Source organism: Roseateles sp. GW821-FHT03B02, from assembly GCF_059421025.1.
Map to the genome: position 1 here is coordinate 163,050 of NZ_JBWKUV010000001.1, position 24,916 is coordinate 187,965.

The window sequence follows — 24,916 nt, forward strand, 5'->3', positions numbered from 1 at the left end:
CCGAACAACGACGAGGTCATCATGCAGTCCCACCTGCCCCGCCCCCTGCTCCGCGCTGCGCTGGCCGTCCTGCTCGCAGGCCTGGCGCAACTGGCCGCCGCCGCCGTCACGGACGTCTCCCAGGCCCCGCTGATCGTGGCGTCACCCGACGCCGTGAAGGCCAATCTGCTGTTCATCATCGACGACTCGGGTTCGATGAACTTCGACTTCCTGCCCGACCACATCAACGGCGACGGCAGCCCCGACCCCGCCTTGTGCCGCAGCAGCGGCGCCACCCCCGTCAACAGCGGCAACTTCGCCAACACCTGCTGCATCGGCGGCAACAGTTCGGCCGCCTGCTGGACCGGGGCGCCTCCCTTCGGCAGCCTGCGCGGCCAGCCGCCCTTCCTGGCGGCCGGCTTCAACGGCCTGGCCTACGACCCCACCGTCTATTACAAGCCGCCCGTCATGGCCGACGGCAGCTACTGGCCGAGCCAGACCCGCAGCAACACGACGGGCTGGACCTCGGTCAAGAACGACGCCTACAACATCCAGAACACGAACAGCATCAACCTGACGACGCAGTACCCCGACACCGAATGGTGCGTGGACAACACCTGGGCCGACTGCCTGCGCAACGACAACTACGTGCTGCCCGGCACCGTCAACGGCAAGAACTACACGACCTTCCACGCGGTGGTCGCCACCGGCTCGGGATCGGTCGCCACCGGTGCGCCGGACAACGCCTCCACCGCCGCACGCTCCTTCGGCCCCCACTACTACACCATCTCCGCGGCCGAATACTGCGACGGCATCGACCTGCGCCGCTGCCGGTCCTCGGCGGGCGGCGTCTACATCTATCCCGCGCCGGTGCGCTGGTGCCAGTCCGACGCCGACGCCCGCGCCACCACGCCGGCGGACGCCGCCTGCCAGGCCACGCGCAACGGCACCTTTTCCTACGCCCGCTTCCCGACCAAGTTCTTCAACGCGGGAACGGCCGGCTCCGCCGAGGTGCGCTCCAGCACGACCTTCACGATCACCTCCAACCCGAGCTGCAACGTCTCGGTGACCGCGGTGACCGTCAACGGCGTCAACCTGCTAGCCGCGGCCACGACGGCAAGCAACAAGAACAACACCGTCGGCACCCAGATCGCGGCGCAGATCAACGCCCGGACGACCGGCCTGCCGACGGGCTCGTCCACCGCCTACACGGCCGGCACGACCAACAGCGGCAAGACCGTCACGATCACGGCACCGGCAGGCGTCAACACGACCGCCACCGTGTCCTTCACCAAGACGCCGGCGAACTGCACGCTCCCGCTGGACAACAACAGCCCCGCTTTCAGCGGCTACGCGGCCGCCGTGACGGCCGTGCCCGGCACCTATGGCGGCAGCTTCCAGCGCGTCGACATCGTCTCCACCCGCACCACCTACCCCAAGGTAGCCGCCCGCACAGACTGCACGACGACTGCCGGCACCTGTAGCTACGACGAGGAGATGACGAATTTCGCCAACTGGTGGACGTACTACCACTCGCGCATGCAGTCCATGAAGTCCTCGGCCGGCCTTGCCTTCGGCGCCATCGGCAGCAACCGGCGCGTCGGCTACATGAGCATCAACAACAACACCAGCACAGACTTCCTCAACCTCGACACCTTCGAGAACACTCAGAAGACCGACTGGTTCACCAAGCTGACTGCTGCTCGCCCCAACAACTCCACGCCGCTGCGCACGGCACTGTCCAAGGCCGGCAAGCTCTACGCCGGCAAGTACAACGGCACCGCGCTGAACGGCGTCACCGTCGTCGACCCCGTGCAGTACTCCTGCCAGCGCAACTTCACCATCCTGTCCACCGACGGCTTCTGGAACGAGACCGCAACGCCCACCAAGCTCGACGGCACGAACATCGGCGACCAGGACGGCAGCAGCACCTTCAAGCGCCCGGTCTATGACGGCAACGCCACCGCCAACACACTGGCCGACGTGGCGGCCTACTACCTGAACACCGACCTGCGCACCGGCGTCACCGGCTCGGTCGACTGCAAGAGCGGCAGCGGCACCAATGCCGACGTGTGCGGCAACAGCGCCAACCTGGCGATCAAGCCCGACGAGATGCAGGTCATGAAGACCTTCACCCTGGGTCTTGGCGCATCGGGCTATATGCAGTTCTCGCCCAGCTATCTGACCGATACCAGCGGCGACTTCTATTCCGTGAGGGAAGGCGTCGCGCCCAATGCGGCTTCCGGCGTGTGCAGCTGGCAGAGCAGCGGTGCCTGCAACTGGCCCGTCCCCATCAGCAACACGCTGACAACCATCGACGACCTCTGGCACGCAGCCGTCAACGGCGGCGGCACCTATTTCAGCGCCTCCAATCCGACGACGCTCTACACCGGCCTGGCAAGCGCGATCAAGTCGCTCGACGGCCAGGTCGGCGCTGCCGCGGCGGCCACGACGAGCAACCCCAACGTCTCGGCCGGCGACAACCAGGTCTTCGTGTCCAACTTCAAGTCCTCGGAGTGGTCGGGCGAGCTGAAGAGCGAGCGGCTGGACGTCGACACCGGTGCGGTCAGCAGCGGCTCCGCCGACTGGTCGGCCCGCGACCAGCTCGACGCCAACAACTCGCGCACCATCTACATGTTCTCGTCGGGCGCCACGAACAAGCTCAAGTCCTTTGACTGGGCATCGCTGAGCGGCAGCGAGCAGGGGTATTTCTCGCAGTCCTACGTCACGGCCACTGGCCGCGCGCTGAGCCAGTTCTGCGCCTTCGGCCCCTACTGCCTGTCGTCGGCCGACCAGACCACGGCCTCCGGCGCCAATCTGGTCAACTTCCTGCGCGGCGACCGCACCAACGAGGGCGACCTCATCGATCCGACCAAGTTCTACCGGCAGCGCACCCACCGCCTCGGCGACATCGTCAATTCCGAAGCGGTCTACGTCTCGAAGTCCCTCGTCAACTACACCGACACGGGCTACGACACCTTCAAGGCCACGGTGGATTCGCGCCAGGGCATCGTCTACGTGGGGGCCAACGACGGCATGCTGCACGCCTTCCGCGCCGACACGGGCGTGGAGCTCTGGGCCTACGTGCCCACGGCCGTGCTCGCCAACTTCTACAAGCTCGCGGACAAGCAGTACGCGACGCAGCACCAGTACTTCGCCGACGGCACGCCGGTGGTCCAGGACATCCTCGTCGGCGGCCAGTGGACCAGCCTGCTCGTCTCTGGCATGGGCGCCGGCGGCCGCAGCTACTACGCACTGGACGTCACCAACCCGAGCGCGCCCAAGGCGCTGTGGGAGTTCACCGACAACAACCTCGGCCTGACCTTCGGCAAGCCCGAAATCGGCAAGCTGCGCGACGGCACCTGGGTGGTGATATTCGCCTCGGGCTACAACAACGTGTCGCCGGGCGACGGCGTCGGCCGCCTCTACGTCGTCAATGCCGCGACCGGCGCCCTGATCCGCACCATCAGCACCGGCGCCGGCAGCACGACCACGCCCTCGGGCCTGGCCCATATCCGCGCCTGGGTCGACAACAGCGACCTCGACAACACCATCCAGCGCGTCTACGGTGGCGACAACTCCGGCAACCTCTGGCGCTTCGACGTCAACGACAGCGTCGGTGCCGCCGGCTACGACGCCCAGCGCATCGCCACGCTGAAGGACAAGACCGGCGCTTCGCAGCCTGTCACGTCGCGCCCCGAACTGGGCCAGGTCGGCAGCTTCGCGATGGTCTTCGTCGGCACCGGCCGCTACCTCGGCCAGACCGACCTGACCGACGTCAGCCCGCAGAGCATCTACGGCATCAAGGACAAGCTCGACGCCACCGACATCGGCGACCCGCGCCTGGTCACCAACGCCTTCGTCGAGCAGACGCTGACGGCCGGCACCTGCCCGACCGGCTCCAACGCCTGCGCTGCCGGCCAGGTGGTGCGCACCAACGGTTCACCCAACCCCGTCAACCTGGCCACCAACGGTGGCTGGTTCGTGGACCTGCCCGAGACGCGCGAGCGGGTCAACACCGACCCGCAATTGGCGCTGGGCACGCTGGTCGTCAACTCCAACGTCGTCGACTCCGGCAACATCTGCACCGTGGGCGGCAGCAGCTGGGCCAACTTCTTCGACTACCGCACCGGCGCCGCCGTCGACTCCGCCAAGAACGTGGCCAGCGTGTCGCTGGGCAATGCGGTGGCGACACGGCCGGCCCTGATCAAGCTGCCCAACAACAAGGTCATCAGCATCACGCGCCTGTCCGACGACCGCACGGTGTCCTCGCCCACGCCGACGCCCAGCAAGTCCGACGCGACGCGCCGCCTGTCGTGGCGCGACCTGCTGCAGCAGTGAGGCCCGTGCGGCCGTGAAGGGCGGCAAGCCGGTGCTGGTCAGCGCGACGCTCGCGCTGGCCGCACACGCCGCCCTGCTGCTGGGGCCGCCACACGCCGGCCGCGGCGGCGCATCCCAGGCGCCGGCCGTTGCGGTGCGCTATGTCGCCGAGCCCCCCGAGACAGCGGTGCCGGAGCCCGGCCCGCAGGCCATTGCCGCGCCGGCCGACGAGGCGCCGCATCCGCAAGCTGCAACTGCACCCGCGGCCATCAGGCCGGAGGCTTTCGCGCCGGATGCCGAGCCACCCAGCTTCGACGAAGCGGCGTCGCCACGCATCGGCTTCCCGGATGCGCCGATGCCTGCCGAGGGCGTGCAACTGCGCGCCTATATCGAACTGGACGGCGATGGCAGCCCGCGCCTGATCAGCATCGCCAGCCCGCCCGGCCAGGCGGCGCCATCGCCGGGCTTCCAGAAACTGGCGGAATACGGCCTCCGGCAGACCCGCTTCAAACCCGGCCTGGGCCCGGCCTACTGTCTGTGGATCCGGTTCGAACCCGACGCTCCCGCGCCGCGGCTCGCATGGCTGCCCGGCGCGGCGCGCGACGTCGCGCGCTGCCTGACCGGTGCGATGCCGCCGCCACGCGAACTCGACAACGCAGCGGCGCCCTGACGCTGCGCGCTCAGCGCGGCAGCGTCGTCGAGCCCATCAGGAACTCGTCCACCGCCCGCGCGGCCTGTCGGCCTTCGCGGATGGCCCAGACCACCAGGCTCTGGCCGCGGCGCATGTCGCCGGCAGCGAAGACCTTGTCGACATTGGTCTTGTAGGCGCCGGCGCCTTCCGTCGCGGCCTTGCCGTTGCCGCGGGCATCCTTGTCGACGCCGAAGGCCTCCAGGATGGTCGCGACCGGCGACACGAAGCCCATTGCCAGGAAGGCCAGGTCAGCCTTCAGGACCTGCTCGCTGCCTTCGACCTCGGTCATCTTGCCGCCCTGCCATTGCAGGCGCACGGTCTTGACACCGGTCAGCTTGCCCTTCTCGCCGATGAATTCCTTGGTGGCGATGGCGAACTCGCGCTCGCAGCCCTCTTCGTGGCTGGACGAGGTGCGCAGCTTGATCGGCCAGTAGGGCCAGGTCAGCGGGCGGTCTTCCACTTCGGGCGGCTGGGGCAGCAGCTCGAACTGGGTCACGCTCTTGGCGCCGTGCCGGTTGCTGGTGCCCACGCAGTCGCTGCCGGTGTCGCCGCCGCCGATGACGATGACATGCTTGCCGTCCGCGCGGATCTGGTTCTTCAGCTTGTCGCCGGCGTTGACCTTGTTCTGCTGGGGCAGGAACTCCATCGCAAAGTGGACACCGGCCAGGTCGCGGCCAGGCACCGGCAGGTCGCGTGACTGCTCGGCACCGCCGGTCAGCACGATGGCGTCGAACTGGCTCTTCAGCTCGTCGGCAGAGATGGTTTCCTTGGCCCAGTTGGTGACCTTGCTGCCTTCGGGCAGCGCGGCAACCATCACGCCGGTGCGGAACTCGACGCCCTCGGCCTTCATCTGCTCGACGCGGCGGTCGATGTGGGACTTCTCCATCTTGAAGTCCGGGATGCCGTAGCGCAGCAGGCCGCCCACGCGGTCGTTCTTTTCGAACACCGTGACGCTGTGCCCAACGCGCGCCAGCTGCTGGGCCGCAGCCAGACCCGCCGGGCCGGCGCCGACGACGGCAACCTTCTTGCCCGTCTTGACCTTGGGCGGTTGGGCCGTGACCCAGCCCTCGGCCCAGGCGCGGTCGATGATGGCGTGCTCGATGGACTTGATGCCCACCGCGTCGTCATTGACGTTCAGCGTGCAGGCCGCCTCGCACGGGGCAGGGCAGATGCGGCCGGTGAACTCGGGGAAGTTGTTGGTGCTGTGCAGAACGGTGATGGCGTTCTTCCAGTCCTCCGGCCGGCCCTTGTAGACCAGGTCGTTGAAGTCCGGAATGACGTTGTTGACCGGGCAGCCGTTGTTGCAGAACGGCGTGCCGCAGTCCATGCAGCGGGCGCCCTGCTGCTTGGCCTGGTCGACGTTCAGGCCGATGACGAATTCCTTGTAGTTCTTGACGCGAGCGGTGACGGGCTCGTAGCCCTCTTCCAGACGCTCGTACTCCATGAAGCCGGTGACTTTTCCCACGACGGTGCTCCTCAGACTTTCGCAGCTGCAGGCGCCTTGGCCTGAGCGATGGTGGTGGCGGCTTCCTTGGCGGCGTTGATCTCGCCCAGGGCGCGGCGGTATTCGTTCGGGAACACCTTGACGAACTTGGCGCGCGACTCGGCCCAGTGGTCGAGGATGTCGCGGGCGCGCTGGCTGCCGGTCCAGCGGTGGTGGTCCTCCAGCAGCTTCTTCAGGATGGCCTCGTCGGTCTGCGCCTCGCGGTCCACGCCGTCGACGGCCTTGGTCTTGTGCCAGATGGCCTTGTCGACGCCGGCTTCCTGCTCCTGCGCCGTCATCAGCTTCTCCAGCGTGACCATGCTGGTGTTGCAACGCTTGGCGAAGTGGCCGTCCTCGTCATAGACATAGGCGATGCCACCACTCATGCCGGCAGCGAAGTTGCGGCCGGTCTTGCCCAGCACGGCGACGGTGCCGCCGGTCATGTACTCGCAGCCATGGTCGCCCGTGCCTTCAACGACGGCCGTCGCACCCGACAGGCGCACCGCGAAGCGCTCGCCCGCCACGCCGCGGAAGAAGGCCTCGCCACGCGTCGCGCCGTACAGCGCGGTGTTGCCGACGATGATGTTCTTGGTCGCGTCGCCACGGAAGTCGATGCTAGGGCGCACGACGACACGGCCGCCGGACAGGCCCTTGCCGGTGTAGTCGTTGGCGTCACCGATCAGGTAGAAGCTGATGCCCTGGGCCAGGAAGGCGCCGAAGCTCTGGCCGCCCGTGCCTTCCATCTGGATGAAGATGGTGTGATCGGGCAGGCCTTCGGGCTTGCGGCGGATCAACTCGCCCGAGAGGCGCGCACCGACGGAGCGGCGCACGTTGGTGACCTCCTGCATGAACTGCACCTTCTCGCCCTTCTCGAAGGCGGGCAGGCACTTCTCGATGAGCTTCACATCCAACGCGCGGTCCAGGCCATGGTCCTGCACATCGTTGTGGATGCGCGCGACGTCGGCCGGCACGTTCGGGCGATGGAAGATGCGGGCGAAGTCCAGGCCCTTCGCCTTCCAGTGCGAGATGGCTTTCTTGGTGTCCAGCCAGTCACTGCGACCGATCAGTTCGTCGAACTTGCGCACGCCGAGCTGGGCCATGATCTGGCGCGCTTCCTCGGCGACGAAGAAAAAGTAGTTGACGACGTGCTCGGGGCGGCCGGTGAACTTCTTGCGCAGCACCGGGTCCTGCGTGGCCACGCCCACCGGGCAAGTGTTGAGGTGGCACTTGCGCATCATGATGCAGCCCTCGGCCACCAGCGGCGCGGTGGCGAAGCCGAATTCGTCGGCGCCCAGCAGCGCGCCGATGACGACGTCGCGGCCGGTCTTCATCTGGCCGTCGGCCTGCACGCGCACACGGCCGCGCAGGCGGTTCAGCACCAGGGTCTGCTGGGCTTCGGCCAGGCCCAGCTCCCAGGGCGTGCCGCAATGCTTGATGGAGCTCCACGGCGAGGCGCCGGTGCCGCCGTCATGACCGGCGATGACGATGTGGTCGGCCTTGCACTTGGCCACACCGGTGGCCACCGTGCCCACACCGACTTCGGACACCAGCTTGACCGACACGTCCGCCTTGGGGTTGACGTTCTTCAGGTCGTGGATGAGCTGGGCCAGATCCTCGATGGAGTAAATGTCGTGGTGCGGCGGCGGGCTGATGAGGCCGACGCCGGGCACCGAGTGGCGCAGCATGCCGATGTACTCGGACACCTTGCCGCCGGGCAGTTGGCCGCCTTCGCCGGGCTTGGCGCCCTGGGCCATCTTGATCTGGATCTGATCGGCGCTGACCAGGTATTCGGTCGTGACGCCGAAGCGGCCCGAGGCCACCTGCTTGATCTTGGAACGCAGGCTGTCGCCGTCCTTCAGCTCGTAGTCGGCTTCCATGATCTTGTGGCCGAGCACGTCACCGACCTTGCTGCCGCCGGTGATCTTGATGCCCTTGAGCTCGTTGCGGTAGCGGGCCGGGTCTTCGCCGCCCTCACCCGTGTTGCTCTTGCCGCCGATGCGGTTCATGGCGACGGCCAGCGTGGCGTGGGCTTCGGTGGAAATGGAGCCCAGCGACATGGCGCCGGTGGCGAAGCGCTTGACGATGTCGGCGGCCGACTCGACCTCGTCCAGCGGCACGGCCTTGGACGGATCGAACTTGAACTCGAACAGGCCGCGCAGCGTCATGTGGCGCTTGCTCTGGTCGTTGATGATCTGGGCGTATTCCTTGTAGGTCTCGAACTTGCCGCTGCGCGAGCTGTGCTGCAGCTTGGCGATGGCGTCCGGCGTCCACATATGCTCTTCGCCGCGGGTGCGCCAGGCGTACTCGCCGCCGGTCTCCAGCATGCTGTCCAGCAGCGGGTCGTCGCCGAAGGCCGCCTCGTGCATGCGGATGGCTTCCTCAGCCACCTCGAACACGCCGATGCCACCGACCTGCGTGGCCGTGCCGCGGAAGTACTTCTCGACGAAGTCCGCCTTCAGGCCGATGGCCTCGAAGATCTGCGCGCCACAGTAGGACATATACGTCGAGATGCCCATCTTGGACATGATCTTGGACAGACCCTTGCCCACCGCCTTGATGTAGTTGTAGCGGGCCTGTTCGGCGCTCAGCTTGGCCGGCAGCTCGTCGCCCATGGCCTCCAGCGTTTCCAGCGCGAGGTAGGGGTGGACGGCTTCGGCGCCATAGCCGGCCAGAACGGCGAAGTGGTGGACCTCGCGCGCGGTGCCGGTCTCGACGACCAGGCCAGCCGTGGTGCGCAGGCCTTCACGCACCAGGTGGTGGTGGACGGCGGACAGGGCCAGCAGCGCGGGAATGGCGATGCGGTCGGCGCTGAGGTGGCGGTCCGTGATGATGAGGATGTTGTGGCCGGTCTTGATGGCGTCCACGGCCGAGGCGCACAGCGAGGCGAGTTGTGCCTCCACGCCGGCGCGGCCCCAGTCGCGCGGGTAGGTGATGTCGAGCTCGCTGGGCTTGAACTTGCCGTTGGTGGGCGCCTCGATGCCGCGCAAGCGCGCCATGTCGTCGAAGTCCAGAATGGGCTGACTGACTTCGAGGCGCATCGGCGGGTTGATGGCATTGATGTCCAGCAGGTTCGGCTTGGGGCCGATGAAGCTGTTCAGCGACATCACGATGTTTTCGCGGATCGGATCGATCGGCGGGTTCGTGACCTGGGCGAACAGCTGCTTGAAGTAGTTGTAGAGCGGCTTGTTCTTGCTCGACAGCACGGCTAGGGGCGAGTCGTTGCCCATCGAGCCGATGCCTTCCTCGCCGTTGGCGGCCATGGGGGCGAGCAGGAACTTGATGTCTTCCTGCGTCGTGCCGAAGGCCTGCTGGCGGTCCAGCAGCGTCGTCACGAAGCCGGGGCGGACCGCGTCGGGGACTTCGATGTCGTCCAGCTTGACGCGGACGTTCTCGATCCACTGGCGGTAGGGGCGCGCGTTGGCGAACTGGTTCTTCAGTTCCTCGTCGTCGACGATGCGGCCCTGCTCCAGGTCGATAAGGAACATCTTGCCGGGCTGCAGGCGCCACTTCTTGACGATCTTGCTCTCGGGAATGGGCAGCACGCCCGACTCGGAGGCCATGACGACGAGGTCGTCGTCGGTGATGCAATAGCGGGCCGGGCGCAGGCCGTTGCGGTCCAACGCGGCGCAGACCTGGCGGCCGTCGGTGAAGGCCATGGCGGCCGGGCCGTCCCAGGGCTCCATCATGGCGGCGTGGTACTCGTAGAAGGCGCGGCGGCGCTCGTCCATGCCTTCGTGCTGCTCCCAGGCTTCCGGGATCATCATCATGGCGGCGTGGGCGAGCGGGTAGCCGCTCATGGTCAGCAGCTCGATAGCATTGTCGAAGGTGGCCGTGTCGGACTGGTGTTCGAAGCTGATCGGGTAGAGCTTCTTCAGGTCGTCGCCCAGCACCGGCGACTTCATGACGCCTTCGCGGGCGCGCATCCAGTTGAAGTTGCCCTTGACCGTGTTGATCTCGCCGTTGTGGCAAACCATTCGGTACGGGTGGGCCAGCGGCCACTCGGGGAAGGTGTTGGTGGAGAAGCGCTGGTGCACCAGGGCGATGGCCGAGACGACGCGCGGATCGGCGAGGTCCAGGTAGTACTTGCCAACCTGGTCGGCCAGCAGCAGGCCCTTGTAGATGACCGTGCGGCAGCTCATCGACGGCACGTAGTACTCGCGGCTGTGCGTGAGCTTCAAGGCCTGGATAGCGCTGGAGGCGGTCTTGCGGATGACGTAAAGCTTTCGCTCCAGGGCGTCGGGCACGATGATGTCCGGACCGCGGCCAATGAAGATCTGGCGGATCACCGGCTCCTTCTCGCGGACGGTGGGCGACATCGGCATGTCGCGGTCCACCGGGACGTCGCGCCAGCCGATCAACACCTGGCCTTCGGCCTTGACGGCGCGGGCGAGTTCCTGCTCGCAGGCCAGACGGGAAGCGGCTTCCTTGGGCAGGAAGATCATGCCGACACCGTACTCGCCGGGCGGCGGCAGGTTGATGCCCTGCTTGGCCATCTCCTCGCGGTAGTACTCGTCCGGGATCTGGATCAGGATGCCGGCGCCATCGCCCATCAGCGCGTCAGCACCGACGGCGCCGCGGTGGTCCAGGTTCTCCAGGATCTTCAGCCCCTGCTGGACGATGTTGTGCGCCTTGTGCCCCTTGATGTGGGCGACAAAGCCAAGGCCGCAGGCGTCCTTCTCATTCGTCGGCCGGTACAGCCCGTGCTCGGCAAGGTCTTGGATCTCGGACTGAATCTGCGCGGCGTGGCTCATGGCGCCCTCCTGGAACACAACAGGGCGGAAGCGTACTGCAGCGCAGCAAATGCGGCAACTTGATTAAAATGGGGTCGGAGTCGATTTAAAAAATTCAGCCGTCAATATAAGAATAAATTGGGGTCATAGTCGAGCGGGCGTTACTCGTCCGACGGGATCTTGGGCGCTGCCTTGCGCGGCCGCCCCCTGGGCCGCCTCGTCACGACGCGCTCATGGTCGATGGCGAGGGGTTTCAGGAAGGCCTCGCTACCAACAGGGCGCCCCCGCAGGGCCGCTTCCGTGAATTCCAACTGCTCGCCCGCAGGCACGCCCTGGGCGATGAACTCACGGTAGGCATGCTCGCGCTCGAAGGGTGTGTTGCCCATCGACCAATAAAGCTCGTGCTCGGTGATCAGCGCCTGACGCCCCAGCCCGAGGTGATGGGCCGCGCTGGACCAGGGCCACTGGGAAGGTTCGACGCACAGGCCGGCACGAACGGGGTTGAGTTCGATGTAGCGCATGCATGCGAGCAGGTGCCGCTCACCCTCGATCAACCCCACTCTGAAACGCCCCTCCCACAGCGTACCGCTGCGTTGGTGTCGGGCGTTGAACCAGCCGACGTAGCGCCGCCCCAGCGCCTGCATCATGCGGCTGAGCGCCTCCGACGAGGGTGGCGTCAACAGCAGATGGAAGTGGTTGTCCATCAGCACATAGGCATGGATCGCCACCGCGTAGTGGGCGGACACCTCACCCAAGAAGGCGAGCAGTTGCTGGCGATCCAGATCGCTGAAAAAGATGGCCTGGCGGTTGTTCCCGCGCAGGATGAGGTGATGCGGCTGACCGGGCAGGATCAGGCGGGGGAGTCTGGCCATGCGAAGCACCTTCGTCGATGTCTGGAAAAGACTCAGAGTAATCAACTCCGACCCCATTTTTAAATTCTCAGAAGAGACTTTTCCCCGTGAGTCGCTGGTGCTCGCGGATTGCGAACCGATCCGTCATGCCCGCGATGTAGTCGGCACATGCACGTTCGCGGTCCTCGCGGGCCGCAAAGTCTGCAGGCATCTGGCTGCCATCGCTCGAATAGGCAGCAAAGAGATCGCGCAAGACCTGCTCCGCACGCGCCCGCGTGGACTGCACCTGCGCATGCCGATACAGATTCGCAAAAAGGAAACGCTTGAGCGCCGTGCTCTTGCGGCGCATCTCGGCGCTGAAGCGCAGCAGGGGCTTGTCGGCGTGGCGCACCGCCTCCGGGCTGGCCGGATCGGCGTCGGCCAGCGTCAGGCGCGTCGCGTCGATGATGTCGTAGACCTGCGCCGAAAGCATCCGCCGTATCGTCTCGAACAGCAGCCGCCTGCCAGCCAGCGCCGGGTGGGCCTCAAGGGCGGCACGCCAGTGTTCGCGCACAAGCTCCACCTCGATTAACTGCTCCAGTTCGATGAGGCCCGATCGCACGCCGTCATCCACGTCGTGCGCGTTGTAGGCCACCTCATCGGCCAGATTGCAGAGCTGGGCCTCGAGGCTGGGCTGGCCGCCATGCAGGAAGCGGGTCGCAATGCCGCCGGGCTCGGCCGCCTCGATGAGCTCGGCATGCCGCTTCGAGCAATGCTTGAGGATGCCCTCGCGGGTCTCGAAGCAGAGGTTGAGTCCGTCGAACTCTGGATAGCGCTGCTCCAGGCTGTCAACGACGCGCAGGGACTGCAGGTTGTGCTCGAAGCCCCCATGCTCCCGCATGCAGTCGTCCAGCACGTCCTGGCCGGCATGCCCGAAGGGCGTGTGCCCGAGATCATGGGCGAGTGCCACCGCCTCCACGAGATCCTCGTCCAGACCCAGGCTGCGTGCGATGGAGCGCCCGAGCTGAGCCACCTCCAGCGAATGCGTCAACCGCGTGCGGAACAGGTCGCCCTCATGGTTGAGAAAGACCTGGGTCTTGTAGACCAGGCGGCGGAACGCCGTGCTGTGGATGATGCGGTCACGATCACGCTGGAATTCGCTGCGTGTCGGCGCCACTGGCTCGGGCAGGCGCCGCCCTCGACTGCGCGCCGGATCTGCGGCAAACGGCGGGCGACCGGGCGCGGGCATCAGGCCGCTCCGTGGGCACTCAAGACTTCAGCGATGAGGGCGTCGGGCACGGGGTGCAGGCCCGCCTGGCCCAAGGCCTCGATGAGGACGAAACGGATCGCACCGGATTCGGCCTTCTTGTCCACGCGCATCAACTGCAGATAGCGCTCAGCGCCCAGTTTGGGCGGCTGCGTGGGCAAGCCGGCGCGTTCAACCAGAACGCGCAGGCGCTCCACGAAGGCCGCCGGCATCAAGCCCATGCGCTGCGACAGATCGGCCGCAAGGACCATGCCGCAGGCCACCGCTTCGCCATGCAGCCACTGGCCGTAGCCAAGCCCGGCCTCGATGGCATGCCCGATGGTGTGGCCGAAGTTGAGTATGGCGCGCAGGCCCTGCTCGCGCTCGTCCTGCCCCACCACGTCGGCCTTGATCTCGCAGCTGCGTCGCACGGCGTAGCCGAGCACGGCCTTGTCGCGGGACAGCAGGGCATCCAGGTTGTCCTCGATCCAGCACAGAAACCCGGCATCCGCGATCGGCCCGTACTTGATGACCTCGGCCAGACCGGCGCGCAGCTCGCGGTCCGGCAGGCTGTCCAGCGTGTCGAGGTCAGCGATGACGCGCTCGGGCTGGTAGAACGCCCCGAGCATGTTCTTGCCCATCGGATGGTTGATGGCCGTCTTGCCGCCCACCGACGAATCAACCTGGGCCAGCAGCGTGGTGGGCACCTGCACGAAAGGTACGCCGCGCATGTAGATGGCGGCCGCGAATCCGGTCATGTCGCCGATGACGCCCCCGCCCAGCGCGAACAGCACGGTCTTGCGGTCCAGCGCCTCGCCCAACAGGTGATCGCAGATGCGGTTCAGGCTGGCCCAGTCCTTGTGCTGCTCACCGTCGGGCAGCACGACGAGGTCCACACGCGGGTAGACGGCCAACAGCTGTTCGCGCAGCCGAGCGGCGTAAAGCGGCGCGACGGTCTCGTTGCTGACAACGACCGCGGCGGCGGCCTTGGGCAGGCCCTGCCAGCTGGCGCCTTCATCGAGAAGCCCGGCGCCGATGCGGATCTCGTAGTTGCGGCTGTCGGGAAGCTGGATGCGGACGGTATCGGTGGCAGGCATGCGGCCGAGTGTAAAAGGCGGCCCGAGGCCGCTGCCTCCGCTTCCCATCAAGCCCGCGTCAAAGCGGCTCCGCACCCACCGTCGCCGCGACGCGGCTGGGGTCCAGCAGGCCGGCCAGCTCCAATTGCATCAGCGCCATGTTGACAAGGGCATGCACCGAAGGCCGGGCGCTCTCGAGCACGTAATGGGCACAGCGCCGGTAGAGCGGATCGCGCTGTTGATGCAGCTCGCGCAGCCTGGCCAGTGGGTCGCGCACTTGCAACAGAGGCCGCGTCGTGTCGTGGCGCAGGCGGCGGTACAGGTCTTCGGGCGTGGAGCGCAGATAGAGCACCGTCGCGCCCTCGCGCAGCAGCTCGCGGTTGCGCTCGCGCAGCACGGCACCACCGCCCGTGGCCAGGACTCGCCCCCCCGGCCGTGCAATCAGGTCGGCAATGACCTCGGTCTCCAGGTCGCGGAAGGCCTCTTCGCCATGGCGCTCGAAAAACTGCTTGATGCTGCCGCCGATGCGCTGCTCGATTTCGTGGTCCGAGTCGACAAAAGGCACGCCGATCTGGCGTGCCAGTTGTTTGCCGACGGTGGATTTGCCACCGCCGGGCATGCCTACAAGGGCAATCAGCTCACTTGGGGTCGGTGCAGCTGGTGGAGATGCCATAGGGGCTGACAGCAAACGCCGGCGGCGGCGATTCCGTGTTGATGGCGTCAGAGGAAACTGGCAACCAGATATAGGTGTACAGATAGTCGGAAATGCTGGCCGGCGCGGCCTGCGACGGCAACAGCACAGGAACGCCCAGCGGGTAATAAGCAGGCGGGCTGAGAACGCCGGCCGCGGTCACCGTGATCTTGTACTTGACCCAGCTCGCCAGGCTCTTCGGGTATTCAAGCTGCAGCACCGCAACACCGTTCGCATCGGTCTTGGTGGTGCCAACAAGCGTGATGGACAGGTCAGACTTGCGCGGGTCGAGCTGCTTGTTGCCGTTGACGTCCTCGCCGTTGTCGATGACGCCGTTGCGATTCAGGTCTTCATTGGCGCAGGTGGCCGACAGGATGCCCTTGACTCCGAGGCTGGCCTGCAGCGCCGTCTCGGCCCGCTCCCAGTGCTTGGAGACGGCATTCCACTCCCAGTAACCCTTGCCATAGCCACCCAGGTCCACCGACGGCGTGATCTGCACGTCGGCCTTCGGATTGCCGGCTGAGTCGACAACCAGCACCACGTACTTCTTGACATAGGTCAGGCCAGAGGCACCGCTACTGACCGTGTTGTCCGTGCCGATGGAGATCGAGACCGGGTTGGAGACGATGGTGAGCGTGGTGGTCAACAACTGGCCGCCAGCCGCGGTGCATGTGGCCACGGTGTCGGTCGCCGCAAAGTCGCTGACCTTCCAGCAAGCCTGGATCGTGACGCCATTCGTCGGGCTGCTGACGGCACCAGGCGCATAGGTCGTCGACGCGGCCCCCGAGGCATCCGAAAGGACGGTGTTGACGCCCGATCCGACGATGCCGGTCTGGTTGTCACCCGTCACGCCGAACAGGACGCGAACGTTGGGAATGGGTGCATTGCTGCCATCCCGGAAGAAGGCGTTGACAGCGACCTGATTGCTGGTGCGATCGGTGTTGACCGACACCACGTTGGCCGACAGGTTCAGCGCCGACGACACCGGCGTCTTCGCCGTCGGAACCGTCGTGGTACCACCAGGGATCGTCACCGTCACCGCGGAACTGGCGCCACCCGCCAGGGCGTCGATCCTCAGACTCGTGCCGGGGGTGTTCGGCGCCGTGTAGTCGAACTTGAAGCCACCGTTCAGATTGGTCTTGCCGGACTTGCTGGCGATGCCGCTGCCGGAAACACTGATCGGCACATCCGCCATCGGATTGCCGTTGACGTCGGTCAAGGTGTACTGAACGCTGCCTGCGGCACCTGCCGCAACGACGGCAGGCACCGGACTGGCCTGGCTGAACTGGGCGCCCGTGACCTCGAAGGCCGACGTGCGGACGAAAGTACCGCTCGTCGCGGTCACGTAGACCGTGCGGTTGGTCCGGTCCTGGCCGATGCTGATGGTGCCGCTCACCTGACCGCTGGTATTGGTCTGGCTGGAGGCACCCGAGATGAAGGCACTGGTGTCGGAAACCGCCAGTTGAACTGGAATGCCCGACAAGGCGTTCCGGTTGGCATCGACCGCGGTGGCAGTCGCCGTGACGGTCCGGCTACCCGAATTGTCGATGTTCGAGGCGCTCAGCACCAGCGTCAGGTCGCTGGCCTGCGGCGTGGTCGACGAGGGGCTCTGAACAATGTTGAAGCTCACTGCGCGCGTGACCGTGCCCGACGTGACGGTGACCGTGACCGGCCGCGTCGAAGCGTCGGAGCCCTGCACCACCGTGGCGGTCAGCTTGCCAGATGCGGAATCGGTCGCCGAGCCTGCCGGTGTCACCACCGCATTGGCGTTGACGGTGAACGTGACCGGGACGCTGCCCACAGCGACGCGGTTGGCATCGATGGAGGTCACCGTTGCGGTCACCGAATCCGACCCGGAATTCGTCATCGTGCTCTTGCTCAGCACGACCACCAGATCCGCTGCAACGGCGCTGGCGGCATTGGACGGAGAGGATGCGGTCGGGTCCGGCCCTACCACGGGCGTGCCCGCGCCGCCGCCGCCGCCGCCACAGGCGGTGAGCGCCGCGACTAGCAAACCACCCAGGAGTGCCCGCGTCGCGCGCCAACTCCAGATATCAAACTTCATCATGTCTATTCACTCCCATGTACCGCTACAGCAGTGCGGACACATCGTCAAAAAGTAGATCTTCAGCGCACGGTGGCGCGCTCGTTGACCACCTTGGGTGTCAGGAAGATCAGGAGTTCAGTCTTGGCCGTCGTGCGGGTCTTGTTCTTGAACAGGTTGCCCAGCACGGGCACATCACCCAGCAGTGGCACCTTGTTCACCGTCTCGCCCTCGTCCTGGGTGTAGATGCCACCGATGACGACGGTGCCGCCGTTCTCGACCAGCACCTGCGTCTGGACATGCTTGGTGTTGATGGCATAGCCCTGCGGCGTCAGCGTGCCGCGGCTGTCCTTGTTGACGTCCACGTTCAGGATGACGCTGCCTTCCGGCGTGATCTGCGGCGTGACCTCCAGCTTGAGGTTGGCCTTGCGGAAGGCGATGGACGTCGCACCGCTGGCCGTGGCCACCTGGTAGGGCAGTTCCTCGCCCTGCTCGATCAGGGCCTTGACCTGATCGGCAGTGATGACGCGCGGGCTGGACACGACCTTGCCCTTGCCGTCCGATTCGAGCGCCGACAGTTCCAGGTTCAGGAAGCGGTTGGCCGTGGCGCTGAACAGGGAGAGGGCCACGGTCGCCGCCGTGCCGTTGCTGAAGGCATCGGACGACACGTTGGCAGGCAGATTGATGAACTGCGTGTTGTTGTAGTTCGCCGCCACGCCCTGGTTGGTCTGGCTGCCGATCCCGCTGTAGTTGCCGCCCACGGTCACGTAGTTGCCGCCACCGACGCTGTAGCCGGGGATGCCGCCCTGCTGGCCGCGCACGTCGTTGGCACCGAGCTTGATGCCCAGCGCACGACCGAACTTGTCGTTGGCCTCGACGATGCGGGCCTCGATCAGCACCTGGCGCACCGGGATGTCGATCTTGGCGATCATGGCCTGGATCTCTTCGAGCTTGCTCGGCACGTCGGACACGAAGAGCTGGTTTGTGCGCGGCTCGAAGATGACGCTGCCGCGGGCCGACAGGATGCGCGTGCCCGAGCCCGAACCGCTGCCGCCGCCGCTGCTGGAGCCGATGCTCTGGCCGGTCAGGCCCTTGGCGATGTCCTCGGCCTTCACATAGTTGAGCTGGAAGGACTGGTTGCGCACCGGCTCGAGCTGCGCGATGGCGGCCTTGGATTCGAGGTCGAGCTTCTCCTTGGCGGCGAGCTCGTCCTTGGGTGCGATCCACAGCACGTTGCCGGACTTCTTCAGGCCCAGGCCCTTGGCCTGCATGATGATGTCCAGCGCCTGGTCCCAAGGCACGTCCTTCAGGCGCAGCGTGACGTTGCCCGTCACGGTGTCGCTGGTGACGACGTTGAAGTTCGTGAAGTCGGCAATGACCTGCAGCAGCGCGCGAACCTCGATGTTCTGGAAGTTCAGCGACAGCTTGTCACCGGCATAGCCCGGGCCCTGGGTCAGCTTGTTCGGGTCGATCTTCTGCGGCCGCACCTCCAGCACGAACTGGTTGTCGCTCTGGTAGGCGCTGTGCTCCCAGTTGCCGCGGGGCTCGACGACCATGCGCACACGGTCACCGATCTGGGTCGTCGTGATCATCTGCACCGGCGTACCGAAGTCGACCACGTCGACCTTGCGGCGCAGGTTCTCGGGCACGCTGGAGCGCAGGAATTCGACGACCAGATTCTGGCCCTGCTGCTGGATGTCCACGCCCACCTGGTTGCTGGGCAGGTTCACAACCACGCGACCTGCGCCGTCGGGGCCGCGGCGGAAGTCCACATCTCGCAGCGCCTGCGGTGCGGCATTCAGGCTTTGAGCGAAATGCACCGGCTCGCTGCTGGCCTGCGCCGGCGCAGCTCCCGTGTCCAGCACGACGACGAGCGCGTTGCCTTCCAGCTTCGCCCGGTAGCCCGAAGCATTGCGCAGATTCAGCACGATGCGCGACCGGTCCCCGGCCTGCGCGACATTGGCCGAACGCAGATTGCCCTGGTTGATGTCGACCTGATTGCGCCCGATGCCGTTCACGACACCCGGCAGATCGATGGCGATGCGCGGCGGCGCCTGGATGGTGAAGCCCGCCGGCAGTGCCGCCAGCGGCTCGCTCAGTTCGATGCGCACGACGTCGACACCAGCCTGCTGACTGGAGTTGATCGAGCGTATCTGCGTCTGCGCCCATGCCGCAGGCGTAGCCAGCAGCGCGAGTGCGAATCCCAGCAACCAGCCACGGCCCATCGACTTGCTCTCCTGCGTTGTCCTGTTCATCGTCCCTTCTCCTGTAGCTGGAGGGTACTGGTGCGCTCGATCCACTCGCCCGCAGCGTCCTGGACGACTTCTCGCAACGTGATTTCGGTTTCGCTGATCTTGGTGATGCGGCCGAAGTTCTGACCGAGGTAGTCCCCGGCCTTGACCTGGTACAGCAGGTTGTCGACGCGCAGCAGCGCATAGCGCCGGTTCTCACGCGTCAGGCTGCCGACCATGTTCATGCTGTCCAGCGGATAGGCCTCCAGCGGCTCCTTGCGGCGGCTGATTTCGGCCGTCAGCAAGGAGTTGGGCTGAGCCGCCTCCTGCTTGATCGCCACACTGAGCTTCTGCGGGCTGAAGGGGTCCACGCCAGCGGTGGATTCATAGGGTTGCGGCAGGAATTTCTTGGGCGGCAGCAGGGGCGCGACGGTGGCCTTGGCCTCCTTGCGCTGCTGCTCCATCCACTGCCGCAGTTCATCGATATCACTGCCGCAACCAGCGAGCAGCAGGGCGCCCGAGAGCGGAATCAGCAGGCGCTTCATTTCTTGCCCCCAGCCTTGGCCGCGGACTTGCGCTGCTCGGCCACCTCGGCGGAGTCGAGATAGCGATAGGTGCGCGCCGTCGCCTCCATCGTCAACGGGCCGTTCGCATCCCGCGGGCCGTTCGGCGCCACGACGATGAGGTTGTGCAACGTGACGATGCGCGACAGATTGGACACGTCGGCCGCAAATGCACCGATGTCGTGATAGCGGCCCGACACCTTCACCGCGATCGGCAATTCCGCGTAGTAATCCTTGATCAGCACCTGCCCGGGTCGGAACAGCTCGAACTGCAGCCCGCGGCCGACGCCGGCACTGCTGATGTCGGACAGCAGCGAATCGATCTCGGCCTTGCCAGGCAACTGCTTCTCGAGCTGGGTCACGTACTCCTCGACCTGGCTTTTCTGCTTGCGCAACTCAGGCAGGTTGACGGCCTGGGCCAGCTTGGCCTGGTAGTCCTGACGCAACTGGGGTTCGCGGTCGCGCTCGGCGTCCAGGCCCGCCTGGACGTCGGAGAGCAGGAAGGCGTAGCCTGCCGCGATGACGGCCAGCATCACCGCGAGCGCAGACACCAGCTTGGGCAGCCAGGGCCACTGGCCCGGCTCCTTGGGGTTGAGCCCCTGGAACTGGCCCGACAGCTCGGCGAACCAGGCGTTGAGGTCGATCTTGGATGTGGAGGTGGCCATGGTCGGTCAGCTCTTCTTCGGCGCGGAAGCACCCTGGGCGGCGTCGCGCGGCGGGGCCTTGATCGAGACCTTCATCGAGAAGTCCAGCAGGCGGCGCGCGTCACGCGTATTCGTCGTGACGGTGGCCAGCTTGACTTCGATGAGGTCGGGCTTGTCCAGCCACTCGGAACTGCGCGACACGTTGCGCAGGAACTCCGAAACACGCTCGTTCGTCTGCGCGATGCCGCTGATGGTGACGACCTTGCTGTCCTGGCGAATGGCCGTCAGATAGATGCCCTCGGGCGCCAGCCGGGCCACGTCGTTCAGCAACTGCACCGGCGTGTTGCGGTCGGTCTGCAGATCCTCGACGGCACGCTGGCGCGACTTCAGCGACTCGATCTCGGTCTTCAGATCGGCGATGTCCTTGATCTGCGCCTCCAGGCGCGTGATCTCGCTCTGGATGTACTGGTTATGCGACTGCTGTTCCGTCGTCAGGAACTGCAGCAACACATAGAAGGCGCCGACCACGCCCGCGCCCGCCAGGGCTGCCACACCCAGGCCGGCAAAGAAGGCTGCCTTGCGCCGCTTGCGCCGCTCTTCGCGGTAGGGCAGCAGGTTGATCAGGATCACTGGAAGAACCTCCGCATCGCGAGGCCGCAGGCGGTCAGATAGGACGGCGCCTCACGACGCAGCTTGGGCTCGCGCACCGCCGAACCCATGCCCATGTTCTCGAAGGGGTTGACTACCATGCAGGCGAAACCGGTCAGGTCGGTCACGCGCTCCTTGAGCCCGGGCAGCGTGGCCGTGCCACCGGCCAGCATCACGTAATGCACCTTGTGATGCGGCGTGCTGGTGAAGAAGTACTGCAGCGCCCGGCCGATCTCCTGCGACAAGCTGTCGACGAAGGGGTTGAGCACGCTGGTCTCGTAGTCTTCAGGCAGCTCGTTGGCCAGCTTCTTCTGTTCGGCCTCCTCGAAGGAGAAGCCGTACTGGCGCGAAATGAGCTGCGTCAGCTGCGAACCGCCGAAGGACTGGTCACGGTCATAGAGCAGCTCGTCGTCCCGCAGCACCTTGAGGCTGGTCGTGTCGGCACCGATCTCGAACAGCGCGACGAGCGCGTCCTTGCCCTCGCTGGGCAGCGCGGCGATGAGGCGCCCCATGGCCATGCGCGAGGCGTGGGACTCGATGTCCAGCACGACGGGCCGCAGGCCGGCGGCCTCGGCTAGGCCTTGGCGGTCCTGCACGCGGTCCTTGCGCGACGCAGCGATCAGGACCTCGACGTCGCCCACCGAGGTCGGGCTCGGGCCGATGACGCAGAAGTCGAGGCTCACCTCGTCCAGCGAGAACGGGATGTACTGGTTGGCCTCGGCCTCGACCTGCAGTTCGAGCTCTTCCTCGCGCAGGCCGGCCGGCAGCATGATCTTCTTGGTGATGACGGCCGACTGGGGCATGGCCAGCGCGGCGTCACGGGTGCGTGAGCCGCTGCGAGCGACGACGCGCCGCACGGCATCAGCGACCTCGTCGAATTTCTCGATCTGACCGTCGGCGATCCAGCCCTTCTCGAAAGGCTCGCTGGCAAAGCGCTCCAGCACGAATTCGCCGCTCTTGGTCTGGCTGAGTTCCACCAGCTTGACGCTGGAAGAACTGATATCCAGGCCAATCAGGGGGGGGTGCTTGCGACCCAAAAGTGCGTCAAGTATTCCCATGCCCTTTGTCCCCGACACGCGAGTTACGTATCGGACTATTAATAAGTTACTTGAATGCTAGCAGCAAAGCCGTTGACAGCGAACGAAATTCCGGCGCGAGCTGGTAACGCCACGTTGCTAAACATACACGATTCGACTGACTTGCAAGCTCCTGAAAAACACATGGGATGCGGTCGTTTGGCACGGCGTTTGACGGGACACTTCGCTTAAAAGGCTGTTCAACAGCCCTTCCTATAATCCGCCGCCTCCTCCCAACGCGCTTCCGGGCGCGCCCCGCCGGCTCATGAATGACAAGCCCCGATCCGCTGCGTCCAGTTCTTCGTCCGCCGGCCCCTCCCCCTCGTCAGCCCGCCTATCCCGACTGAGCCCGCGCCTGGGCCGTTGGGCACTGTGGGGCCTCGGCCTGATCGGCGGCGGCATTGCGGCCGTCGCGCTGCTGGTAGCGCTGGCCCTGGCATTGGCCTACCCGAACCTGCCCGACATCAGCGGGCTGACCGACTACCGGCCCAAGCTGCCGATGCGCGTGCTGTCCAGCGACGGCGTGCTGCTGGGCGAGTTCGGCGAGGAACGCCGCAGCTACCTGCCCATCCAGCAGATCCCCAAGGTCATGCAGGAGGCCGTGCTGGCTATCGAAGACGCGCGCTTCTACCAGCATGGCGGCGTGGACTACCTGGGCGTCATCCGTGCAGGCCTGGCCAACGTGGGCGAGTCGCGCAGCCAGGGCGCGTCGACGATCACGATGCAGGTGGCGCGCAACTTCTACCTGTCCACCGAAAAGACCTTCACGCGCAAGATCTACGAGATCCTGCTGGCGCTGAAGATCGAGTCGGCGCTGTCCAAGGAGAAGATCCTCGAGATCTACATGAACCAGATCTTTCTGGGCCACCGCGCGCACGGCTTCGCGGCAGCCAGCGAGATCTATTTCGGCAAGACCCTAGACAAGCTCAGCGTCGCCGAGGCCGCCATGCTGGCCGGGCTGCCCAAGGCGCCGTCGGCCTACAACCCCATCAACAACCCCAAGCGCGCCACCATCCGCCAGCAGTACATCATCGAGCGGATGTACGAGACGGGTTACATCACCGAGGAGCAGCGCGACGCGGCCAAGGCCGAGAAGCTGCGGATCCGGCCGGTGCAGGAGTCGGTCTCGCATGCGGAGTTCGTGGCCGAGGCGGCGCGCCAGCTGATCTTCAGCCAGTACGGCGACGAGGCCTATTCGCGTGGCCTCAATGTCTATCTGACGCTGAACAGCGCCGAACAGAACACCGCCTACCGTGCGCTGCGCCGCGGCATCCTGGACTACGAGAAGCGCCAGGTCTACCGCGGCCCCGAGGCCTATGCCGACCTCCCCGGCGATACCAAGGAGCTGGACACGCGCATCGCCGAAGCCTTGATCGACCACCCCGCCAACGACGAATTGCTGGCGGCCGTCGTGCTGGAAGCCGATCCCAAGAAGGTCACGGCCGTGCTCCAGAGCGGGGAGACCATCGCCATCCTCGGCGAGGGCCTGAAGCCCGCCACCTCTGGGCTGTCCGACAAGGGCAATCCAAAGACCCGCATCCGCCGCGGCGCCGTCATCCGCGTCGTCAAGGGACCCAAGCAGAAGGACGGCGGCGAATGGACCATCACCCAGCTGCCCGAGGTCGAAGGCGCCTTCGTGTCGCTGGATCCGAAGACGGGCCAGGTGCATGCCATGGTCGGTGGCTTCGACTACGCCAAGAACAAGTTCAACCACGTCACCCAAGCCTGGCGCCAGCCGGGCTCCAGCTTCAAGCCCTTCATCTACTCGGCCGCGCTTGAGAAGGGCTTCACGCCGGCCACGGTCGTCAACGACGCGCCGTTGTTCTTCGACGCCGGCACCACCGGCAGCCAGCCCTGGGAGCCCAAGAATTACGACGGCAAGTTCGAAGGCCCCATGCCGCTGCGCACGGCGCTGGCCAAGTCCAAGAACATGGTCTCCATCCGCGTGCTGCACTCCATCGGCGTGAAGTACGCGCAGGACTGGATCACGCGCTTCGGCTTCGAGGCCGAGAAGCATCCGGCCTATCTGACGATGGCGCTGGGCGCTGGCTCGGTGACGCCGATGCAGATGGCCCAGGGCTATGCGGTGTTCGCCAACGGCGGCTACCGCGTCAGCCCGCAGCTGATCGCCAGGATCACCGACAACAAGGGCCGGCAGCTCTACGAAGCCCTGCCCATGACGCTGACCGACGACGCCCGCGCCATCGAGCCGCGCAACGCCTTCCTGATGAGCAGCCTGCTGCAGGAGGTCACGCGCAGCGGCACGGCCGCTCGCGCCCAGGCGACGCTCAAGCGCCCCGACATCTACGGCAAGACCGGCACCACCAACGACTCCATGGACGCCTGGTTCGCCGGCTACCAGAAGGATCTGGTCGCCATCGTCTGGATCGGCTATGACCAGCCGCGCAAGCTCGGCGACCGCGAGACCGGCGGCGGCCTGAGCCTGCCGGTCTGGATCGAGTACATGGGCTTCGCGCTGAAGGGCAAGGCCGTCGACGAGATGACGCCGCCGGAGGGCATCGTCAACGTCAACGGCGAGTGGTTCTACGAGGAATACACCAGCGGCAGCGGTGTGCGCGAACTGGCCAACGAACCCAATGTGCCGGGCACGGCCAGCGAGGACGAGAAGAAGTCCATCCTCGACCTGTTCAAGCGTTGAGCGTC

Annotated in this window: 15 protein-coding genes; 3 read left to right on the plus strand and 12 right to left on the minus strand. The window is 66.1% G+C overall.

The features are described 5' to 3' along the window. The first annotated feature begins 21 nt into the window (after nt 1-21). Nucleotides 22-4,320: a PilC/PilY family type IV pilus protein gene (locus tag AC07VX_RS00755; protein WP_493163647.1), complete on the plus strand. Its 4,299-nt coding sequence runs from the start codon at nt 22-24 to the stop codon at nt 4,318-4,320. A 13-nt stretch (nt 4,321-4,333) separates the two neighbouring features. Continuing rightward, a complete protein-coding gene (locus AC07VX_RS00760) occupies nt 4,334-4,969 on the plus strand; it encodes a hypothetical protein (RefSeq protein ID WP_493163646.1) in 636 nt (211 codons plus the stop codon). A 10-nt stretch (nt 4,970-4,979) separates the two neighbouring features. Here the strand turns inward: AC07VX_RS00760 and AC07VX_RS00765 are convergent, their stop codons facing one another. The 12 genes from AC07VX_RS00765 to AC07VX_RS00820 form a co-directional block, all read right to left on the minus strand. Next, nucleotides 4,980-6,455, minus strand: coding sequence for a glutamate synthase subunit beta (locus tag AC07VX_RS00765; RefSeq protein WP_493163644.1), 1,476 nt, complete (start codon nt 6,453-6,455; stop codon nt 4,980-4,982). 11 nt (nt 6,456-6,466) lie between these two features. Continuing rightward, complete coding sequence (locus tag AC07VX_RS00770) at nt 6,467-11,224, minus strand: glutamate synthase-related protein (RefSeq protein ID WP_493163643.1); 4,758 nt, start codon at nt 11,222-11,224, stop codon at nt 6,467-6,469. A 140-nt stretch (nt 11,225-11,364) separates the two neighbouring features. After that, on the minus strand, nt 11,365-12,075 hold the full coding sequence (locus AC07VX_RS00775; RefSeq protein ID WP_493163641.1) for an REP-associated tyrosine transposase: 711 nt from the start codon (nt 12,073-12,075) through the stop codon (nt 11,365-11,367). Nucleotides 12,076-12,142: 67 nt separating this feature from the next. Next, on the minus strand, nt 12,143-13,282 hold the full coding sequence (locus tag AC07VX_RS00780) for a deoxyguanosinetriphosphate triphosphohydrolase (protein WP_493163640.1): 1,140 nt from the start codon (nt 13,280-13,282) through the stop codon (nt 12,143-12,145). Next, on the minus strand, nt 13,282-14,376 hold the full coding sequence (gene aroB / locus AC07VX_RS00785; RefSeq protein ID WP_493163639.1) for a 3-dehydroquinate synthase: 1,095 nt from the start codon (nt 14,374-14,376) through the stop codon (nt 13,282-13,284). The genes AC07VX_RS00780 and aroB overlap by 1 nt, the downstream gene beginning before the upstream one ends. A gap of 58 nt (nt 14,377-14,434) precedes the next feature. Next, complete coding sequence (locus AC07VX_RS00790) at nt 14,435-15,028, minus strand: shikimate kinase (protein ID WP_493163638.1); 594 nt, start codon at nt 15,026-15,028, stop codon at nt 14,435-14,437. Beyond that, a complete protein-coding gene (locus tag AC07VX_RS00795; RefSeq protein ID WP_495122007.1) occupies nt 14,994-17,111 on the minus strand; it encodes an autotransporter outer membrane beta-barrel domain-containing protein in 2,118 nt (705 codons plus the stop codon). Before AC07VX_RS00795 ends, AC07VX_RS00790 begins: the two co-directional genes overlap by 35 nt. Nucleotides 17,112-17,173: 62 nt before the next feature. Then, nucleotides 17,174-19,345, minus strand: a complete 2,172-nt coding sequence (locus AC07VX_RS00800) for a type IV pilus secretin PilQ (RefSeq protein ID WP_493163636.1) — start codon at nt 19,343-19,345, stop codon at nt 17,174-17,176. Then, nucleotides 19,342-19,866: a pilus assembly protein PilP gene (locus AC07VX_RS00805; protein ID WP_493163635.1), complete on the minus strand. Its 525-nt coding sequence runs from the start codon at nt 19,864-19,866 to the stop codon at nt 19,342-19,344. Before AC07VX_RS00805 ends, AC07VX_RS00800 begins: the two co-directional genes overlap by 4 nt. After that, entirely contained in the window at nt 19,863-20,549 is a 687-nt protein-coding gene (locus AC07VX_RS00810; protein ID WP_493163634.1) for a type IV pilus inner membrane component PilO, read from the minus strand. Before AC07VX_RS00810 ends, AC07VX_RS00805 begins: the two co-directional genes overlap by 4 nt. A 6-nt stretch (nt 20,550-20,555) precedes the next feature. After that, nucleotides 20,556-21,158 (minus strand): PilN domain-containing protein, encoded by a 603-nt coding sequence (locus AC07VX_RS00815; protein WP_493163633.1) that lies wholly within the window; start codon nt 21,156-21,158, stop codon nt 20,556-20,558. Continuing rightward, nucleotides 21,155-22,234, minus strand: a complete 1,080-nt coding sequence (locus tag AC07VX_RS00820) for a pilus assembly protein PilM (RefSeq protein ID WP_493163632.1) — start codon at nt 22,232-22,234, stop codon at nt 21,155-21,157. The genes AC07VX_RS00815 and AC07VX_RS00820 overlap by 4 nt, the downstream gene beginning before the upstream one ends. Before the next feature lie 283 nt (nt 22,235-22,517). Here AC07VX_RS00820 and AC07VX_RS00825 point away from each other — a divergent pair, with 283 nt between their 5' ends. Continuing rightward, complete coding sequence (locus tag AC07VX_RS00825; protein WP_493163631.1) at nt 22,518-24,911, plus strand: penicillin-binding protein 1A; 2,394 nt, start codon at nt 22,518-22,520, stop codon at nt 24,909-24,911. The last annotated feature ends 5 nt before the right edge of the window (nt 24,912-24,916 follow it).

Excerpts from the sequence above, each read along its gene's own strand:
- AC07VX_RS00755 (WP_493163647.1), top strand. The coding sequence starts at position 22 with ATGCAGTCCCACCTGCCCCGCCCCCTGCTCCGCGCTGCGCTGGCCGTC.
- AC07VX_RS00770 (WP_493163643.1), bottom strand. The coding sequence starts at position 11,224 with ATGAGCCACGCCGCGCAGATTCAGTCCGAGATCCAAGACCTTGCCGAG.
- AC07VX_RS00775 (WP_493163641.1), bottom strand. The coding sequence starts at position 12,075 with ATGGCCAGACTCCCCCGCCTGATCCTGCCCGGTCAGCCGCATCACCTC.
- AC07VX_RS00780 (WP_493163640.1), bottom strand. The coding sequence starts at position 13,282 with ATGCCCGCGCCCGGTCGCCCGCCGTTTGCCGCAGATCCGGCGCGCAGT.
- aroB (WP_493163639.1), bottom strand. The coding sequence starts at position 14,376 with ATGCCTGCCACCGATACCGTCCGCATCCAGCTTCCCGACAGCCGCAAC.
- AC07VX_RS00790 (WP_493163638.1), bottom strand. The coding sequence starts at position 15,028 with ATGGCATCTCCACCAGCTGCACCGACCCCAAGTGAGCTGATTGCCCTT.
- AC07VX_RS00795 (WP_495122007.1), bottom strand. The coding sequence starts at position 17,111 with ATGAAGTTTGATATCTGGAGTTGGCGCGCGACGCGGGCACTCCTGGGT.
- AC07VX_RS00800 (WP_493163636.1), bottom strand. The coding sequence starts at position 19,345 with ATGAACAGGACAACGCAGGAGAGCAAGTCGATGGGCCGTGGCTGGTTG.
- AC07VX_RS00805 (WP_493163635.1), bottom strand. The coding sequence starts at position 19,866 with ATGAAGCGCCTGCTGATTCCGCTCTCGGGCGCCCTGCTGCTCGCTGGT.
- AC07VX_RS00810 (WP_493163634.1), bottom strand. The coding sequence starts at position 20,549 with ATGGCCACCTCCACATCCAAGATCGACCTCAACGCCTGGTTCGCCGAG.
- AC07VX_RS00820 (WP_493163632.1), bottom strand. The coding sequence starts at position 22,234 with ATGGGAATACTTGACGCACTTTTGGGTCGCAAGCACCCCCCCCTGATT.
- AC07VX_RS00825 (WP_493163631.1), top strand. The coding sequence starts at position 22,518 with ATGAATGACAAGCCCCGATCCGCTGCGTCCAGTTCTTCGTCCGCCGGC.